Source organism: Neorhizobium huautlense (assembly GCF_030811685.1).
GTDB lineage: Bacteria > Pseudomonadota > Alphaproteobacteria > Rhizobiales > Rhizobiaceae > Neorhizobium > Neorhizobium huautlense_A.
In genome coordinates this window covers 1-16,649 of sequence record NZ_JAUSRF010000003.1, presented here as the reverse complement: position 1 = coordinate 16,649, position 16,649 = coordinate 1, and the positions used below count along the sequence as shown (strand labels likewise).

Sequence of the window (16,649 nt, the reverse complement as noted above, 5' to 3'; positions counted from 1 at the left end):
ATGAAAGAGATATCCTGCAAACTGCTTGTCATCGGCGCCGGTCCCGGTGGTTATGTCTGCGCCATCCGGGCCGGCCAGCTCGGCATCGATACCGTCATCGTCGAGGCGGGCAAGCCTGGTGGCACCTGTCTGACGGTCGGCTGCATTCCCTCCAAGGCGCTGATCCATGCAGCCGATGAATTCGATGCGACAAGACATGCAGCCGCCGGCAGAAGCGTCCTCGGCATCCGAACCGAAAATCCGTCGATCGATCTCATAAAGACAATTGCATGGAAGGATGGCATCGTCGGCCGTCTGACCACCGGCGTCGCAAGCCTCATGCAAAAAGCGCGGGTGAAGATCGTGCATGGCCGCGCCCGTTTTCGCGACGGCAAGACGGTCGAGGTGGAGACCGAGACCGGGCAGCAACTCATTCGCGCCGAGACGATCGTGATAGCGACCGGTTCCGATCCGGTCGAACTCCCGGCACTTCCTTTCGGCGGCCGCGTGATTTCATCAACCGAAGCACTGTCGCTGAAAGAGGTGCCGAAAAATCTCGCCGTGGTCGGCGGCGGTTACATCGGGCTGGAACTCGGCACCGCCTTCGCGAAATTGGGCTCGGCAGTGACCATCGTTGAAGCGACCGAGCAGATATTGCCGCTCTATGATGGCGATCTGGTCAAGCCGATCCTGCGCAAACTGGGTCAGATTGGCGTCAACGTGCTGACCTCGGCCAAGGCCATGGGGCCTTCCGCCAATGACGAGGCGCTCGTTGTGGAAACTGCGGACGGCCAGCGCCGGGAATTGCCCGCAGATCGCATCCTCGTCACCGTGGGTCGACGGCCGCGCACCATAGTATCGGGGCTGGAGGAACTCGACCTTGATCGCAGCGGCCCTTATCTCAGGATCGACGATCGTTGCCGCACCTCCATGCGCGGCGTCTATGCCATCGGCGACGTGACCGGCGAGCCCATGCTGGCGCATCGCGCCATGGCACAGGGCGAAATGGTGGCGGAAATCATTGCCGGGAAAAAACGGGCCTGGGACAGGCGCTGCATTCCGGCAATCTGCTTCACCGATCCGGAAATCGTCAGCGCCGGCCTGTCACTGGCGGAAGCACGGGCTCAAGGTTACGAGGTGAAGATCGGGCAGTTCCCCTTCTCCGCCAATGGCCGGGCGATGACGATGAGTGACGAAGACGGGTTCGTCCGTGTTCTTGCCCGCGCCGACACCAATCTGGTGCTGGGCATTCAGGCGGTGGGCTCCGGCGTTTCCGAGCTTTCGGCCGCTTTTTCGCTCGCCATCGAAATGAGCGCGCGGCTGGAAGACATTGCCGGCACGATCCATGCGCATCCGACCCGGAGCGAAGCGCTGCAGGAGGCAGCACTGCGCGCATTGGGACATGCATTGCATATCTGAACGACCAGATCGCCGGGAGGATCCATGGCTGATTTAGACTTCGCGCTGACCGAGATGGCAGACCAAATCCGCGAAACGACATGCCGTTTTGCCACCGATCGCATTGCGCCGCTGGCCGTCGGGATCGACAGGGATGACCGGTTTCCGCTGGAACTCTGGCCGGAGATCGGCGCGCTCGGCCTGCACGGCATCACCGCGGAAGAAGAGTATGGCGGTCTCGGCCTCGGTTATCTCGAACATGTCGTAGCCTGCGAGGAAGTCAGCCGCGCATCGGCATCCGTCGGCCTGTCCTATGGCGCCCATTCCAATCTCTGCGTCAACCAGATCTCGCGCTGGGCCTCGCCAGACCAGAAGCGGAAATATCTGCCGAAACTCATCTCCGGCGAGCATGTCGGCAGCCTCGCCATGTCCGAAACGGGCGCCGGATCGGATGTCGTTTCGATGAAACTTCGGGCCAATAAGGTTGCCGGCGGTTTTCGCCTGAACGGCACCAAATTCTGGATCACCAACGCGCCTTACGCGCAGACACTGGTGGTTTATGCCAGAACCACGCAGGATGCAGGCGCGAAAGGCATCACCGCCTTTCTGATCGAGAAGGATTTCCAAGGCTTTTCGATCGGCCAGAAGATCGACAAGGTCGGAATGCGTGGCTCGCCGACATCAGAACTCGTCTTCGACGATTGTTTCGTACCGGAAGAGAATGTCATGGGGCCGCTCGACGGCGGCGTGAAAGTGCTGATGTCCGGCCTCGATTACGAGCGGGTGGTGCTATCCGGCATCCAGATCGGCATCATGCAGGCCTGTATCGATGTGGTTTTGCCCTACGTGCGCGAGCGAAAACAGTTCGGCACGCCGATCGGCAGTTTCCAGCTCATTCAGGCCAAGGTCGCCGACATGGTCGTCGCGCTGAACTCCGCCCGCGCCTATGTCTATACCGTCGCCAAGGCCTGCGATGCCGGCAAGACGACAAGACAGGATGCGGCGGGCGCCATCCTTTATGCCTCCGAATGCGCGGTGAAAGTGGCTGAACAGGCGGTGCAGGCGCTGGGCGGCGCGGGTTATACAAAAGACTGGCCGGTCGAGCGTTTCTGGCGTGATGCCAAGCTTCTCGATATCGGCGCCGGCACCAATGAGGTGCGCCGGATGCTGATCGGCCGCGAAGTCATCGGCAGCGAGGCGCGCGGCTGATGACAGAACTTCGGACCATGCTGGATCGCCAGTCGGACAGTTTCGCGGCCAATGCGGCGCATCACCGCGCGCTGGCCAAGGAATTGCGGGCAAAGGTTGCCGCAACGGCGCGGGGCGGACCGGAAACACATCGCGAGCGACATGTCGGGCGTGGCAAGCTGTTGCCGCGCGACCGGGTGCGGCGGCTCCTCGATCCTGGCTCGCCCTTTCTGGAAATCGGCCAGCTGGCGGCCGGCGGCATGTATGGCGACGAGGCGCCGGGGGCCGGCATGATTGCCGGCATCGGCCGCGTTTCAGATCGCGAATGCATGATTGTCGCGCATGACCCGACGGTGAAGGGCGGCGCCTATTTTCCGATGACGGTGAAAAAGCATCTGAGGGCACAGGAGATTGCCTCGGAAAACCGCCTTCCCTGCATCTATCTGGTCGATTCCGGTGGAGCCAACCTGCCGCATCAGGCAGAGGTCTTTCCCGACCGCGATCATTTCGGCCGCATCTTCTACAATCAGGCGCAGATGTCGGCGGCCGGCATTGCACAGATCGCCTGTGTCATGGGAAGCTGCACGGCGGGCGGCGCCTATGTGCCGGCCATGTCCGACGAAACCGTCATCGTCCGCAATCAGGGCACCATTTTCCTTGCCGGCCCGCCGCTGGTGAAGGCGGCAACCGGCGAGGTGATCTCGGCCGAAGAACTGGGCGGAGCCGACACGCATGGCCGCAAGTCCGGCGTGGTCGATCATGTCGCGGAAAGTGATGAACATGCGCTGCTGATCGTCCGCGATATCGTCGCGACGCTCAACCGGGTCAAGCGGGTAGATGTCGAACTGACTGAGCCCAGACCGCCCAAACTCGATCCTGCCGATCTCTACGGCGCCGTGCCGCATGATATCCGAACGCCCTATGATGTGCGAGAGGTGATCGCCCGCATCGTCGACGGATCGGAGTTGCAGGAATTCAAGCCGCTCTATGGCACGACGCTTGTCTGTGGTTTCGCACGGATCTGGGGGATGCCGGTGGCGATCCTTGCCAATAACGGCGTGCTGTTTTCCGAAAGTGCGCTGAAGGGCGCCCATTTCATCGAACTCGCCTGCCAGCGCCGCATTCCGCTGCTGTTCCTGCAGAATATTTCCGGCTTCATGGTCGGCGGCAAATACGAGGCGGAAGGCATCGCCAAACACGGCGCCAAGCTGGTGACGGCGGTATCGACCGCGCAAGTGCCAAAAATCACCGTGCTGATCGGTGGCAGTTTCGGTGCCGGCAATTATGGCATGTGCGGCCGCGCCTACCAGCCGCGCTTCCTCTTCACCTGGCCGAATGCGCGCATTTCCGTGATGGGCGGCGAGCAGGCTGCATCTGTGCTGGCAACCGTCCATCGCGACGCAGAACACTGGACGCCGGAGGAGACCGAGGCCTTCAAGGCGCCGATCCGCCAGACATATGAAAACGAGGGCAACCCCTATTATGCCACCGCCCGGATGTGGGATGACGGCATCATCGATCCGGCCCAGACCCGTGATGTGCTGGGCCTCGCCTTTTCCGCAACGCTGAACGCGCCGATCCCCGAGCGGGCGCAGTTCGGCATTTTCCGGATGTGAGGAGGAGCGATGATCGACAGCCTTCTGATCGCCAATCGCGGCGAAATCGCCCGGCGGATCATCCGCACCGCAAGGCGGCTTGGCATTCGCACGATCGCGGTCCATTCCGATGCCGATGCTGCCATGCCTTTCGTGCGCGAGGCCGATGAGGCGGTTCCGATCGGCCCGGCTGCGGCGCGCGACAGCTATCTGCGGCAGGATCGTATTCTCGACACTGCAAAAAGGACGGGAGCGGAAGCGATCCATCCCGGCTACGGTTTTCTGTCGGAAAATGCCGAATTTGCCGAGGCCGTGATGGCTGCCGGCCTTGTCTGGGTCGGTGCGCCACCGGCCGCCATTCGCGCCATGGGCCTGAAGGATGCCGCCAAACAGCGGATGATCGCCGCCGGCGTGCCGGTGACACCCGGTTATCTCGGCGAGGATCAGGACCCGGCCCGACTGCAGCGCGAGGCCGATGCAATTGGTTATCCGGTCCTCATCAAGGCCGTTGCCGGCGGTGGCGGCAAGGGCATGCGGCGTGTCGAACACTCGGCGGATTTCGGCGTAGCGCTTGCCGGTTGCCAGCGTCAGGCGGCTTCCGCCTTCGGCGATGACCGGGTGCTGATTGAGAAATACATCCTCTCACCGCGCCACATAGAGGTCCAGGTGTTTGGCGACAGTCAGGGCCATGTCGTGCATCTGTTCGAACGCGATTGCTCGCTGCAACGCCGCCACCAGAAGGTGATCGAGGAAGCACCGGCACCGGGAATGGATGCCGATACCCGCGAGGCGGTCTGCCAGGCGGCGGTGAAGGCGGCGCGCGCCGTGAATTATGTCGGCGCCGGCACGATCGAGTTCATCGCCGATGCCTCGGAAGGCCTGCGCGCCGACCGGATCTGGTTCATGGAAATGAACACGCGGCTGCAGGTGGAACATCCGGTCACCGAGGCGATTACCGGTCAGGATCTGGTCGAATGGCAATTGCGCGTCGCCTCGGGCGAGCCGCTGCCGCTCAGCCAGGATCAGCTTTCCATCAACGGCTGGGCGATGGAGGCCCGGCTCTATGCCGAAAACCCCGCGACCGGTTTCCTGCCATCCATCGGTCGGCTGGACCATCTGCGCCTGCCGGACACGCTTCGCATCGACAGCGGCGTCGAACAGGGCGACGAGATCACTGCGCATTACGACCCGATGATCGCTAAGCTCATCAGCCACGGCGCAACCCGCAGGGAAGCTGCCAGAAAGCTCGGCGAAGGTGCCGCCAAGGTCGAGGTCTGGCCGGTGCGCACCAATGCGGGCTTTCTGGTCCGCACGCTGCGCCATTCCGATTTTCTCTCCGGCGCGGTCGATACGGGCTTTATCGAGCGTCATGCGGATGATCTGGTTCCGGCACTCGAACCGGACGAAACGGTTTTGCAGACAGCTGCATTCGCCCTGTTGCCGAAACAGACAGGTAATGTCTGGACGGCATTGACCGGCTTTCGCCTCAATGCCGAAAACGACCGGCAGGTCATGGTGGAGGTGGGTGAAAGGCCCTATCTGGTCGAGGTCACCGGCACACAGCCAACCGGCCGCAGCGAAAACGGCGTGCTCTTCCTCGATGGCGAAGCCTGGCCCTTCGGGCCGCACCGGGCCGGCCATACGGCAAGCAGTGCCGGCGCCAGCGACGGAGCGATCATCGCCCCCATGCCGGGCAATATCATCGCCGTCTCGGTTGCTAGAGGCGACAGGGTCAAGCGCGGCCAGCCGCTGGTCGTCATCGAGGCGATGAAGATGGAGCAGACCTTGAATGCGCCCTTTGACGGCGTGGTGGCGGAACTGAAAGCCACCGAGGGGAGCCAGGTGGTTGAAGGTGGCCTGCTCGTCAGGATCGAGGGAGGAGAATGATGGCCGGGCGATATTTCGAAGACTGGACACTGGGCGATCGCATCACCCACGAGATCCGCCGTACGGTGACCGAGACGGACAATCTGATGTTCACGCTCATGACCCACAATCCGCAGCCGCTGCATCTCGATGTTGAAGCGGCCAAGGCAAGTGAATTCGGCCAGATTCTCGTCAACGGCACCTTCACCTTTTCGCTGATGGTCGGCCTGTCTGTCGGCGACACGACACTCGGCACGCTGGTCGCCAATCTCTGTTACGACAAGCTCGTCATGCCGAAACCCGTCTTCATCGGCGACACGATGCGGGCAGAAACCGAGATCACTGAGTTGAAAGACAGCCGCTCGCGCCCATTGGCCGGCATCGTCACCTTCCGCCATGAACTCTTCAACCAGCGCAATGAAGTGGTCTGCCGGTGCCTGCGCTCGGCGCTCGTCCATCGGAGACAGCAATGAGGCTGCGTTCGCTGCTTTTCGTACCCGGAGACAGACCGGAGCGAATGGAAAAGGCACTCGGCTTGAACGCCGATGCACTGATCCTTGATCTCGAAGATTCCGTCGCCCCCAAAGCCAAACCCCATGCCCGGCAAGCCGTGGCCAACTTTCTGCGTTCGGCCGAGCGCAGGACCAAACTGCTTGTCCGCATCAACCCGCTCGACAGCGGTTTTCTCGATGAGGATCTGGCGGCGGTGCCGGAGGCACGACCGGACGGTCTGGTTCTGCCGAAAGCGGAAGGTAACATGAGCGTCGAGGCCTTGGCCGGCAAGGCGCCCGGCATCCCGATCCTGCCGATCGCCACCGAAACGCCAGCAGCAATCTTCCGGATTGGGACCTATGCATCGGTACGCGCCCATCTTTTCGGTCTCACCTGGGGCGCGGAAGACCTGCCGGCGGCGATCGGCGCGCTTGGCGCACGAGACGAGACCGGTCGTTATACCTCACCTTACGAACTTGTCCGCTCGCTGACGCTGTTCGGCGCCCATGCCGCCGGCGTACCGGCCATCGAAACGATCTATCCGGCCATCCCCGATCTGGCGGGACTGGCCGCCTATGCGCAACGGGCCCGCTTCGACGGTTTCAACGGCATGATGGCCATCCATCCTTCACAAATCCCGATCATCAATCAGGCGTTCACGCCAACGGCGGAGGAACTGGCAAGGGCGCAGACCGTCATCGAGGCCTTCGCGGCCAACCCCGGAAAGGGCACGCTTCAGATTGACGGACGCATGGTCGATGCGCCACATCTCAAACAGGCGAAACGGCTGATTGAATCGGGCAAAGACCTCCCATAAAGCCTATCGGTAACATCAATCACGGCTTCAGGTGTAAACATGCTGCAATTTGAAATCCTCAAGAACCCCAACCCGATGCCTGAAACCGATCGGGCCAAGGCCTTCGAGAACCTCGGTTTCGGAACCCTTTTCAGCGACCACATGTCGGTCATTCACTGGAGCGCTGAAAAAGGATGGCATTCGGCCAAGGTGACGGCACGCGCGCCCTTCGCTCTCGATCCCGCTTCCAGCGTTCTCCATTACGCGCAGGAAATCTTCGAAGGCATGAAAGCCTACCGCGCAGCTGACGGTCAGATCGTGCTGTTCCGTCCCGAGGAAAATGCCAGGAGGTTCAATGCCTCTGCGCGCCGGCTTGCCATGCCGGAACTGCCGGAGGAGGATTTTCTCGCCGCCATCGAGAAACTGGTGGCGCTGGATTCGGCCTGGGTACCCGGCGGAGAAGGAAGCCTGTATCTGCGGCCCTTCATGTTTGCCAGTGAAGCATTCCTAGGCGTTCGTCCCTCTCGCGAATATATCTTCTGCGTAATCGCGTCACCCGTCGGCCCCTATTTCAAGGGCGGTGCAAAACCGGTCAAGATCTGGGTCTCTGAAGATTATAGCCGCGCTGCGGTGGGCGGAACCGGCGCTGCCAAATGCGGCGGCAATTATGCGGCCAGCCTTCTCGCGCAGGCCGAGGCCACACAGCATGGATGTGATCAGGTTCTGTTTCTCGACGCTGCCGAACGCAAGTGGATCGAAGAACTCGGTGGCATGAACATCTTTTTCGTGCTCGACGACGGCTCGATCATCACTCCGCCCTTGGGAACCATTCTTCCGGGAATAACCCGCAATTCCATCATGACGCTCGCGGCAGACAACAACATCACCGTCCATGAACGCCCTTATTCCTTCGAGGAACTGCAGGCAGATCTGTCATCCGGCCGCCTCGTCGAGGCTTTTGCCTGCGGTACGGCCGCTGTCGTCGCCGGCATAGGCGAACTCAAGCACGGCAACGGATCGCTGACGATCGGCTCCGGCGAAATCGGGCCGGTCACCAAACTGCTGCGAGAAAAGCTGATCGGAATCCAGAAACAGGACTTGGCCGACACGCATGGATGGCTTCGACGCATAGCGGTATAAGTGATCGTTCAGATGGCGTGAGGATCGGCGCAGGGACTTCACCCACGCGCCGATCCTGACCGAGCGCCAGAGCGATACCGGTGACGGCATCGTCTTGATGCTCATGGGGCTGCTCATCTCGGCATCTAACCATTTTCAGGTATGTGGTGCCACACGACCCGCTCGGCTAAAGCAACGCAATGGAAAAAATCGGGAACACTGCGATCAGGAAGAGGCCGATGAGCAGTGCCCCGATATAGGGCCAGATTGCCTTCATTGCTTCGTCCGGTGCAACGCCTCCGATCTTGCAGGCAATATAGAAACCGATGCCGATCGGCGGGGCAATCAGGCCGACATTCATCGCGGTGACGACGACCATGGAGTAGTGCACATCGTTAATCCCGAGGCTTTTGGCGATCGGGAACATGATCGGCGCCATCAGCACGATCGCCGGAAGGCCTTCCAGCACACAGCCCAGCACCATGAACATCAAAACGGTCACGCCCATGAAGGTGAGCCAGCCGCCGGGAAGATCAGTCACCGCTTGCGCCAGTTTGAAGGCGAAGCCCGTCTGGGTGAGTGCCCATGCCATCGCAGAGGCACAGCCGAGAATGATCAGGATTGCGCCCGACAAGGCCGCCGTCTCGACCAGCATGGTATAAAGTTTCTTGAGGCTGATACCGCCATACAGTGTTGCACCGATGATCAGCGCATAGAGAACAGCGATCGTCGAGACTTCCGTTGCGGTTGCCACGCCTCCGCCGACGGCGCTGCGGATCAAGAACGGCAAAAGCAGGGCCGGCGCCGCGATGACCACCGCCTTCCAGACCGTTTTGACGGAAGCCCGCCTGACGCCTTCCATCGATTCATGCCGTGATTTCCATCTGGCGAGAACGGCCAGCACCAGCAGCAACACCATGGCGATGGCGAAGCCGGAGGTGAACAGGCCGGCAATGGAGACACCTGCGGTCGAACCGAGCACGATCAGCACGATCGAGGGCGGAACGGTCTCCGCCATTGCAGCGCCAGTCGCCAGTAGCGCGATCATCTCAGGTGGCTTGTGGCCGCGCCGTTTCATCTCCGGAAACAGCGCCGGCGCGACCGTCGCCATATCGGACACCTTTGATCCGGAAATGCCCGAGACAAGAAACATGGAACCAAGCAGGACATAGGACATGCCCGCTTTGACATGACCGAGCAGCGAGGCCAGCACTTCGACGATCGCCTTGCCCATGCCGGTCGCATCCAGCACGCACCCCAGCAGGACGAAGATCGGAACAGAAAGAAGGATGATGCTGGACATGCCTTCGTCCATGCGTCCGATGATGACGAAGGTCGGCATGGAGGTGGTGAAGGTCAGAAACGACAGCGCGCCGAGACCGAAACAGAAAGCGATCGGCACGCCCATGGCCAATAACAGGCCCACGCCGAAGACGAGAAAGATGACGATATTCCAGTTGCCGAAATAGGTGAATACCGGCTCCAGCGCAAAAAGTGCTCCTCCGGCTGCTCCGACAAGAACCGCCGCGCCGATCAACATCCGGGCGTTCCCTATGCGAACCCCGTGGAGGATGACGATCGCCATCATCAATGCCAACCCCACAGGCAGCGCCGAAGCGCGATAACTCATCGGGATCAGCAGAGACGCCGATGTTACATAACTCTCCTCCATTGCGTAATCGAATGCGGGATAAAGCAGGCTGCCAAGAAAAACAGCAGTGAGAAGCAGACCAACAGACGCAACGAATGCCTGCTTCCGTTCGTCAAGGAGATGCAGAAAGACCGTCAGGCGCAGGTGTTCGTGTCGGTCGATGGCGATTGCTGCGCCAAGCATGGCGAACCAGAGAAATGCGAAGGATGCGCTTTCATCCACCCAGATGAGTGGCGACGAGAATACGTAGCGTGCGATCACGCCGACAAGCAGGATCGTGATGATGAATGTCAGCAGGGCCGCACAGACAATCTCGACCGGCCTCATCCAACGCGAACCCGGCACCGACTGCTGAAGCTCCATCGCCGGCAGGTCGTCCAACACTTCGGAACTCATCGCCATCTCTCTCCTCCTCAATGGCAACCGATCCGCCAACTCCGCCTCCTCCAAGCCGAGCGTCGGTCCGGGTCTAACAAACCGTCACGGCAGGTTCTCCCGGAAGATCACCTCGCTGCGCAGCGGGTCGATATCCTCGTCGGCAGGTCGGCCTTCTCGTAGATTGTTGAATACCCGGATAGCGCGATTGATCGTCTCGCCGGGGTTCTGGGTAATCACCGCATCCATGGTACCGTCGATCAGGAACGCGCGGGTATCCGGCGTCAGGCCATGGCCTACGAACACAAGAGATTGTTCACGCCGCGCATCCTTGATTGCCTTGCCGACACCGCTCGCACCGCCGCCAATATTGTAGATACCGGCAAGATCCGGATGCTGGCTCAGCAACATCCGCATCTGCCGGTAGTTGAGCGCCTCGTCGTCCTGTCCTTCCCGGATGCCGACGACCTCGATATTCGGATGGCTTTCCTGCAGGACATGGAGAAAGCCCATCTCGCGTTCCTCATGAGCCCTATAACTCAGGCTCCCCGCGATCATCGCAACCTTGGCCGCCGCATTGCCGACAAACCGCGCGATCAGATATCCGGCAAGCCGTCCGATCGACCGATTGTCGAGACCGAGATACATCGACCGCTGGGCATTGGCGATGTCGGAGATCAGCGTGACCGTCGGAACGCCCTTTTCCGCCAGACGATTGACCGCTTCGCGCACAGTCGGGTGCTCGAGCGCCATGAAGGCGATGCCATCGGCGGATTTTCCATGCCTGATCATTGCAGCGGCCAGCGCATCCGGGCTGAAGCTCTTGATGTATTCAACTGTCGGCCTGATGCCGTTCTTCTGGAAAAGCGGTGTGTGCTCGATAACAAGTTTGCCGAGATGCGTGAGATAACGGTTGTTACCGGCCGGAAGCAGGAACGAGATATTTGCCGGCGCGGTCGCGATCGTCTCTCCCAGCAGATCGCCTTCGACATATCCGAGTTGCGCGGCTGATCGCATCACGCGCTGCACCGTCGGCGCGCGAACACCCTGGCGCCCGTTGAGCACACGATCGACGGTCGCCGTCGATACGCCGGCATGGTGCGCGACATCGACAATCGTCGGACGCCGGCTGGTTTCGGGCTGGTCAGCGGGTTCTAACAACATAGAAATACATCAAATTACATCAGATTTCACGTTTGACTTCATCATTCATATGATTGAATTTTGTCAATGGGAAGAGACTTTTTTCAAGGGAGGGAACAGATGATAACGACATTGAGCCGCCGTACGCTCCTCAAGGGGCTGGCCGCAGCACCGGCAGCAGGCGCCGTATTTTCAATTCCGCGCCTTGCCGGAGCCGCAGAGATCCAGCTCCGCTACGGCAATAACCTACCGCTCAGCCATCCGCTGAACATCCGCGCCAAGGAAGCCGCCGACCGGATCGCAAAAGAAACCGACGGCAAAGTGGAAATGCTGATCTTCCCGGCAAACCAGCTCGGCGGCGACACCGATATGCTGTCGCAGGTTCGCGGTGGCGCGCTGACCTTTTTCACACCGTCCTCGCTCGTCATCGCGACGTTGGTACCGACCGCGGCCCTCAATGCCGTCGGCTTTGCCTTCAAGGATTATGCGCAGGTATGGAAGGCAATGGATGGTCCCGTCGGCAAGCTCGTGCGCGGCAAGATAGAGGGCTCGCGCCTCTATGCCCTGGAAACCATGTGGGACAACGGCTTCCGTCAGACGACCACCAGCGGCAAAGCAATCACCAATGCCGATGGCATGCAGGGCCTGAAGATCCGTGTGCCGGTAAGCCCACTCTCGGTCGACATGTTCTCCGCACTCGGTGCCTCGCCGACCAGCCTTCAGTTCAGCGAAGTCTATTCCGCCCTGCAGACAAAGGTGGTCGACGCCCAGGAAAACCCGCTGCCGATCATCCAGGTCGCGAAACTCTATGAAGTGCAACAAAACTGCGCGCTCTCCAACCATATCTGGGATGGCTATTGGTTCATAGCCAATGGCCGGCAGTGGTCCGACCTGAAGGACGACATCAAAACAGTCGTGGCGCGCGCAATCAACGAGGCCGGACTGCAGCAGCGCCAGGATATAGCCGCACTCAATGCCGGCGTGCAGGCAGATCTCGAGAAAGCCGGCATGGCGTTCAACAAGGTCGAAACAGAGACATTCCGCGCCAAGCTGAAGACCGGCGGCTTCTATTCCAAGTGGAGCAAGGAATTTGGTGACGAGGCTTGGAGCGCGCTCGAAAGCGTTGTCGGCTCACTCGCCTGATCCTGGAGATATACGACGGCGGGCATGCGCCTGCCGCTCTCCATCAATTTCAATCAGAATGACGAGCAAAACATCAGATGAGCCGTTTTTTTGGAAAGATCCGCCAGGCGGGTTATGTCGTGGATGATATCGAAGCGGCGATGCAATACTGGAGCGATACGCTTGGCGTCGGTCCGTTTTTCTACAAGGAGCGGGTTCCGATCGTGAACTACCGCTATCGCGGCCAAGGCTACGAGCCACATAATTCTGTGGCGCTCGCCAATTCAGGCGAGTTGCAGGTCGAGCTGATCCAGACCCGCAATAACGTGCCTTCGATGTATAAGGATTTTCGCGACGCGGGACACCGCGGTCTGCAGCACGTCGCCTACTGGACGGATGCCTTCGATGCAGACCTTGATCGGCTGACGCAGCAGGGCTTCAAAGTGGTGATGGAAGGCGAAGTCGGCGAGAACGGCCGCTTCGTCTACTTCGACACGCATTATCATCCTGGCACCGTGATCGAATTGTCGGAAGTCGCAGGCCCCAAGGGTCGCATGTTCGACGCGATACGCAAGGCGGCGGAAGACTGGGACGGCAGCGCCCCGGTTCGTCCCTTTCCCGACCTCTCGAAAATCTGAGGCTCCCGTGACGGACACGCATTTCACGGCGGATTACCTGATAGAAACGCCGCTTCCTCTGGAGAAAGTGGCTGAGATCATGGCCGGGGAGCAATCTTCCGGCACGTTCATCCGCGTCGAAGGCGAAACGGACGATCTTCGCGCGCGCGCGCGCGCGGAGGTGCTCGGGGTGGTCGACTTGGGGGAGATCGACCACCCGACACTGCCGAGCGCCTGGCTCAGTCGCCGCGGCATCACCACAAGGCCGCATCGTGCGACCGTCAGTATCCGTTTTCCGATCGACAATATCGGCATCAATCTTGCCGCACTTGCCTCAACGGTTGCAGGCAACCTCTACGATCTCGGCGAGGTCACAGGCCTTCGGTTGGAAAACATAACTCTGCCAGCCTCCTGGCGCCGCGAATACCTTCTGCCGAAACAAGGTATTGCAGGCACACGCAGGCTGACGGGCGTTGCCGAAGGACCGATGATCGGTTCGATCATCAAGCCGAATGTGGGATTGACCCCGGAAGATACGGCGGGGCTGGTTGGGCGGCTTTGTGATGCCGGCGTCGATTTCATCAAGGATGACGAGATTTCCGCCAATCCGGTCCACGCTCCGCTGGCCAAACGCATTCCTGCCGTCATGGCAGCGGTCAAGCGTGCCGAGGACAGGTTCGGGCGGCGCGTCATGGTCGCCTTCAACATCACCGACGAAACGGACGCCATGCGCCGGCACGCCGATCTGGTCGCAAGCGCGGGCGGCACCTGTGTGATGACCAACCTCAACTGGTGCGGCTTTTCCGCAGTCGAGACGCTCCGACGTTCCACCGATCTGGCGTTGCACGGTCATCGCAATGGGTTCGGCGCCTTGTCACGCTGCGATGTTCTCGGCATAGGCTTCGGTGCCTATCAGGTCCTTTGGAGGCTGGCGGGCGTCGACCACATGCATGTGCATGGCCTCGACGGCAAATTTGCGCAGAAGAACAGCGAGGTCATCGAAAGCACGGCCATGTGCCTGACCGCACTCGACGATCAGTCCGACGACCGCGTGCTTCCCGCCTTCTCGTCGGGCCAATGGGCAGGCACCGTTCCTGTCACATGGAAGGCGGCTGGCGGTGATGACTTCCTGTTCATGGCAGGCGGTGGCATTATGGGCCACCCCGAAGGCCCCGTTGCGGGCATAGAAAGTATCCGCGCGGCCTTTCAGGCCATGAAAAATGGCAGGACGCTGGAAGACGCCGCTGACACGTCGGAGCCACTTCGCAAGGCTCTGGCGTTTTTCGGTACGGCTGCATGACTGCCGACATCAACGCGCCTTTCTACGGCTGGTATGGCGACGACTTCACCGGCGCCACGGATACGCTCGCAACACTTTTCAAGAGAGGCGCGAAAGCATTTCTTTTCCTTGGCGTGCCCTCTTCCCGCCATCTCGCGATGGCCGGCGCGCTCGATGCCGTCGGCATAGCCGGTTCGGCGCGCGCCATGACGCCTGACGCCATGAAAGCGGAACTCCGCCCGGTCGGACAATTCTTTGCGCGGGCGGGCATAAAAGTGATGCACTACAAATGCTGCTCGACCTTCGACAGCGCCAGGCATGTCGGCAATATCGCAACGGCAATGGATATCCTGCGCGCTTTCGTCGATCAGCGGCAGGCCGTGATCCTTGGCGGGCAGCCGTCCCTCGGCCGATATTGCGTCTTCGGCAATCTCTTTGCCTCGATCGGAACGGAGGCGGCCGTTCATCGCCTCGATCGCCATCCGACCATGAGCCGGCATCCTTCTACGCCGATGGCGGAAGCGGATATCAGGCGTCACCTGCAGCAGCTCGGAGCCGACGCAGTCGGACTTGTCGATTGGACCGCGCTGGAAAACGAGCGGCTCTTCATCGGTGACGAACCGAACATCCTGTTCGATGTCCTCACGCAAGAACACCTTGCAGCGATCGGGATTGAACTGAAACATCGCGCCAGACAGGGCTCGCTTCTTGTCGTCGGCGCAAGCAGCGTGGCGGAGGCTATTTACGGCGATACATCATCACCCGTCATCGAGCCACAACCGACGAATAATGGGCCGGTGCTCGCCATCGTAGGCTCGCTTTCATCATTGACGCGCCGACAGATTGAGGCTGCGACATCCTTCATCCGCATCAGCGCCGATGCCGGCAGGTTTGTCAAGGAAGAGAGCTATCGGGAAGACATGGCCAGGCAGATCGCCTCCGCACTTAGAGACGAATGCAACGTGCTTTTGTCGACTGCGCCGCAGGACCCGGCTTCGATTGCAAGCGCGGATACGCGGCTGGCACAGACGGTCGGTCGCTTCACGGATCGATTGCTGAGCGAAGTCCCGGTCAGGCGCCTTATTGCCGCCGGAGGCGATACATCGAGCCATATGGCGCAAAACCTCAATCTGTGGGGGCTTGCCTATGGCGGTCTGCTTTCGCCGGGTGTCGCGCTTTCGATCGGACGCAGCGACGATCCGCAGCGAGACGGGATAAGCCTGATGTTGAAGGGCGGCCAGATGGGAAGCATAGATCTCTTCGACCAGTTCGCGGCAGGTGTCGCGTAGCCCCTGATTGGTGTGCTCTGGCTCCTAAAAACTGCATCGTTTCTGTGTGAGTTTTCGCCCGGTGATTTCGCCGCTGAGAACATGATCGCAAGCATGGAGGTCCCGAAGTTCCAGGGCTTCCAGAAAGCGTTCATTTTGAAGCATGGCGATGATGGTGTGCCGGTAGCGAGATCTGCCGGAAGGCAGGAACAGCTAGCCGACCTATTTCAATTGGCGCAAGAAGTATGTGGGCCTGCTGCCCGACGAGATGTCCCGTTTGAAGGCTCTGGAAGATGAGAATTCCAGGCTCAAGAAGATTATCGAGGATCTGACACTGGACCGCGAGATGTTGCAGGATGTCATCCGCCGAAAGCTCTGAGGCGTGTCCGGAGGCACAAGCTGATCGACGGGATCTTGGTGTATTGGGGCATATCGGTCCAACGCGCCTGCAAGGTCCCGAGGATCGACACGTCGACCTACCATTACAAATTCCGCCGCACCGGACAGGCCCCGCTGGAACGATGCATCAAGGAGATTTGCGATACACGCCTGGAGATTTGTTTGCGGTTTCAGGCTTTGCGCCGTCCTTCGGCCCCTTCAGGTTATGGTGCGCAGGACGATGCGCTACGATCGCCCGGGAAGATGAAGCGTGAGCGTCCGGCGATATATTTGTTTGTTTCGGGAGATTTGGTTGCGGGGGCAGGATTTGAACCTGCGGCCTTCAGGTTATGAGCCTGACGAGCTACCGGGCTGCTCCACCC

Annotated in this window: 13 protein-coding genes and 1 pseudogene; 12 read left to right on the top strand and 2 right to left on the bottom strand. The window is 60.5% G+C overall.

The window, feature by feature from the left end; all coding sequences use genetic code 11:
* Genes lpdA through J2T09_RS04815 form a run of 7 tightly spaced genes read left to right on the top strand, consistent with a single transcriptional unit; the run spans position 1 to position 8,454 of the window.
* A complete protein-coding gene (gene lpdA / locus J2T09_RS04845; RefSeq protein ID WP_306831733.1) occupies positions 1-1,398 on the top strand; it encodes a dihydrolipoyl dehydrogenase in 1,398 nt (465 codons plus the stop codon).
* Between the two features lie 24 nt (positions 1,399-1,422).
* On the top strand, positions 1,423-2,586 hold the full coding sequence (locus J2T09_RS04840; protein ID WP_306831731.1) for an isovaleryl-CoA dehydrogenase: 1,164 nt from the start codon (positions 1,423-1,425) through the stop codon (positions 2,584-2,586).
* Positions 2,586-4,181: a carboxyl transferase domain-containing protein gene (locus tag J2T09_RS04835; protein ID WP_306831729.1), complete on the top strand. Its 1,596-nt coding sequence runs from the start codon at positions 2,586-2,588 to the stop codon at positions 4,179-4,181. The genes J2T09_RS04840 and J2T09_RS04835 overlap by 1 nt, the downstream gene beginning before the upstream one ends.
* A gap of 9 nt (positions 4,182-4,190) precedes the next feature.
* Complete coding sequence (locus tag J2T09_RS04830) at positions 4,191-6,047, top strand: acetyl/propionyl/methylcrotonyl-CoA carboxylase subunit alpha (RefSeq protein WP_306831727.1); 1,857 nt, start codon at positions 4,191-4,193, stop codon at positions 6,045-6,047.
* Positions 6,047-6,499, top strand: a complete 453-nt coding sequence (locus J2T09_RS04825) for a MaoC family dehydratase (RefSeq protein ID WP_306831725.1) — start codon at positions 6,047-6,049, stop codon at positions 6,497-6,499. The genes J2T09_RS04830 and J2T09_RS04825 overlap by 1 nt, the downstream gene beginning before the upstream one ends.
* Positions 6,496-7,335, top strand: a complete 840-nt coding sequence (locus tag J2T09_RS04820) for an HpcH/HpaI aldolase/citrate lyase family protein (protein WP_306831723.1) — start codon at positions 6,496-6,498, stop codon at positions 7,333-7,335. The genes J2T09_RS04825 and J2T09_RS04820 overlap by 4 nt, the downstream gene beginning before the upstream one ends.
* Before the next feature lie 39 nt (positions 7,336-7,374).
* Positions 7,375-8,454 (top strand): branched-chain amino acid aminotransferase, encoded by a 1,080-nt coding sequence (locus J2T09_RS04815; protein WP_306831719.1) that lies wholly within the window; start codon positions 7,375-7,377, stop codon positions 8,452-8,454.
* A gap of 166 nt (positions 8,455-8,620) precedes the next feature.
* On the opposite strand, the gene J2T09_RS04810 is transcribed toward J2T09_RS04815, so the two are convergent.
* Positions 8,621-10,486, bottom strand: a complete 1,866-nt coding sequence (locus J2T09_RS04810) for a TRAP transporter large permease (protein WP_306831717.1) — start codon at positions 10,484-10,486, stop codon at positions 8,621-8,623.
* A 78-nt stretch (positions 10,487-10,564) separates the two neighbouring features.
* Positions 10,565-11,623 (bottom strand): LacI family DNA-binding transcriptional regulator, encoded by a 1,059-nt coding sequence (locus tag J2T09_RS04805; protein WP_306831715.1) that lies wholly within the window; start codon positions 11,621-11,623, stop codon positions 10,565-10,567.
* Positions 11,624-11,722: 99 nt separating this feature from the next.
* Here J2T09_RS04805 and J2T09_RS04800 point away from each other — a divergent pair, with 99 nt between their 5' ends.
* The 5 genes and pseudogenes from J2T09_RS04800 to J2T09_RS04780 form a co-directional block, all read left to right on the top strand.
* Positions 11,723-12,745, top strand: a complete 1,023-nt coding sequence (locus J2T09_RS04800) for a TRAP transporter substrate-binding protein (protein ID WP_306831713.1) — start codon at positions 11,723-11,725, stop codon at positions 12,743-12,745.
* A 77-nt stretch (positions 12,746-12,822) separates the two neighbouring features.
* Complete coding sequence (locus tag J2T09_RS04795) at positions 12,823-13,362, top strand: VOC family protein (protein ID WP_306831711.1); 540 nt, start codon at positions 12,823-12,825, stop codon at positions 13,360-13,362.
* 7 nt (positions 13,363-13,369) lie between these two features.
* Positions 13,370-14,641 carry a RuBisCO large subunit C-terminal-like domain-containing protein gene (locus J2T09_RS04790; RefSeq protein ID WP_306831708.1) on the top strand — a complete coding sequence of 424 codons (1,272 nt, stop codon included), beginning with the start codon at positions 13,370-13,372 and terminating at the stop codon, positions 14,639-14,641.
* Positions 14,638-15,909, top strand: coding sequence for a four-carbon acid sugar kinase family protein (locus J2T09_RS04785; protein ID WP_306831707.1), 1,272 nt, complete (start codon positions 14,638-14,640; stop codon positions 15,907-15,909). The genes J2T09_RS04790 and J2T09_RS04785 overlap by 4 nt, the downstream gene beginning before the upstream one ends.
* A 93-nt stretch (positions 15,910-16,002) precedes the next feature.
* Positions 16,003-16,440: pseudogene (locus J2T09_RS04780) on the top strand (transposase); the annotation flags it as partial.
* Positions 16,441-16,649: the final 209 nt, after the last annotated feature.

Excerpts from the sequence above, each read along its gene's own strand:
- J2T09_RS04795 (WP_306831711.1), top strand. The coding sequence starts at position 12,823 with ATGAGCCGTTTTTTTGGAAAGATCCGCCAGGCGGGTTATGTCGTGGAT.
- J2T09_RS04840 (WP_306831731.1), top strand. The coding sequence starts at position 1,423 with ATGGCTGATTTAGACTTCGCGCTGACCGAGATGGCAGACCAAATCCGC.
- J2T09_RS04800 (WP_306831713.1), top strand. The coding sequence starts at position 11,723 with ATGATAACGACATTGAGCCGCCGTACGCTCCTCAAGGGGCTGGCCGCA.
- J2T09_RS04820 (WP_306831723.1), top strand. The coding sequence starts at position 6,496 with ATGAGGCTGCGTTCGCTGCTTTTCGTACCCGGAGACAGACCGGAGCGA.
- J2T09_RS04835 (WP_306831729.1), top strand. The coding sequence starts at position 2,586 with ATGACAGAACTTCGGACCATGCTGGATCGCCAGTCGGACAGTTTCGCG.
- lpdA (WP_306831733.1), top strand. The coding sequence starts at position 1 with ATGAAAGAGATATCCTGCAAACTGCTTGTCATCGGCGCCGGTCCCGGT.
- J2T09_RS04815 (WP_306831719.1), top strand. The coding sequence starts at position 7,375 with ATGCTGCAATTTGAAATCCTCAAGAACCCCAACCCGATGCCTGAAACC.
- J2T09_RS04785 (WP_306831707.1), top strand. The coding sequence starts at position 14,638 with ATGACTGCCGACATCAACGCGCCTTTCTACGGCTGGTATGGCGACGAC.
- J2T09_RS04810 (WP_306831717.1), bottom strand. The coding sequence starts at position 10,486 with ATGGCGATGAGTTCCGAAGTGTTGGACGACCTGCCGGCGATGGAGCTT.
- J2T09_RS04825 (WP_306831725.1), top strand. The coding sequence starts at position 6,047 with ATGGCCGGGCGATATTTCGAAGACTGGACACTGGGCGATCGCATCACC.
- J2T09_RS04830 (WP_306831727.1), top strand. The coding sequence starts at position 4,191 with ATGATCGACAGCCTTCTGATCGCCAATCGCGGCGAAATCGCCCGGCGG.
- J2T09_RS04805 (WP_306831715.1), bottom strand. The coding sequence starts at position 11,623 with ATGTTGTTAGAACCCGCTGACCAGCCCGAAACCAGCCGGCGTCCGACG.